The organism is Nguyenibacter vanlangensis (assembly GCF_013376155.1).
GTDB lineage: Bacteria > Pseudomonadota > Alphaproteobacteria > Acetobacterales > Acetobacteraceae > Gluconacetobacter > Gluconacetobacter vanlangensis.
In genome coordinates this window covers 1-1,142 of sequence record NZ_JABXXP010000830.1, presented here as the reverse complement: position 1 = coordinate 1,142, position 1,142 = coordinate 1, and the positions used below count along the sequence as shown (strand labels likewise).

The 1,142-nt window shown below is 66.7% G+C and carries 1 protein-coding gene; it reads right to left on the bottom strand.

The features are described from left to right. Positions 1–29: 29 nt before the first annotated feature. On the bottom strand, positions 30–1,142 hold a 1,113-nt coding region (gene dnaA, locus HUK84_RS19440), incomplete at its 5' end, for a chromosomal replication initiator protein DnaA (protein ID WP_246285787.1).

Sequence of the window (1,142 nt, the reverse complement as noted above, 5' to 3'; positions counted from 1 at the left end):
AGGCCCGGCGCGCGCCGGGCCGGCCGCCCTCAGCTTTCCAGCATGCGGCGCAGCAGTTCGACATCCTCGGCGAAGGCGGTGTCGCGTTCCATCAATTCGGTCACCCGGGCCACGGCGTGCATCACCGTGGTATGGTCGCGATTGCCGAACTTGCGGCCGATTTCCGGCAGGGACCGGCTGGTCAGTTGCTTGGCCAGGTACATGGCCACCTGGCGCGGCCGGGCGACCGCCCGGGCGCGCCGCGCCGACGACATGTCCGTCAGGCGGATATTCCAGTGCTCGGAGACCTTGCGCTGGATTTCCTCGATCGTGACGCGGCGGTCATGCGCCTTGAGGATGTCGTGCAGCACGTCCTGCGTCGCTTCCAGCGTCACGGACCGGCCGAACAGGTTGGCGTGGGCGATCAGGCGGTTCAGCGCGCCTTCGAGTTCGCGGACGTTCGACGTGATCTTGTGCGCCAGGAATTCCAGCACCTTGGCCGGTACCGCGACCCCCGAGGCTGCGGCCTTGGCTTCCAGGATCGAGATGCGCAGTTCGAACGTCGTGGCGTGGATGTCGGCCACCATGCCGCAGCCCAGGCGGGTGCGCAGCCGGTCCTCGAGCCCCGAAAGGTCGGACGGCGACTTGTCGGCCGACACCACGATCTGCCGTCCGGCATCGACCAGCGCGTTGAAGGTGTGGAAGAATTCTTCCTGCGTGTTGTCCTTGCCGATCAGGAACTGCAGGTCGTCGATCATCAGCACGTCGACCGAGCGCAACTGCTCCTTGAACTCCATCGTCGATTGCGACCGGATGGCGGCGATGAAGCGGTACATGAATTTCTCGGCCGACATATAGGCGACCGAGACCGCCCCGCCCCGCATCAGTTCCGACCCGATGGCGTGCATCAGGTGCGTCTTGCCAAGGCCGACCCCACCATACAGGAAAAGCGGGTTGAAGCCGGGGCTGGAGGGGCGCTCGGCTACCCGGCGCGCGCAGGCATAGGCGAATTCGTTCGGCTTGCCGACGATGAAACTGTCGAAGGTGAAGCGTGGGTCGAGCGGGGCGGCCAGGTCGTTGCGGCTTTCGGCCGCGCGGTCCTCGGCGGGCGGGACGATGGACGTTGCGGATGCCGGCGTCGATGCTCTGCCCGACGCGCCGTC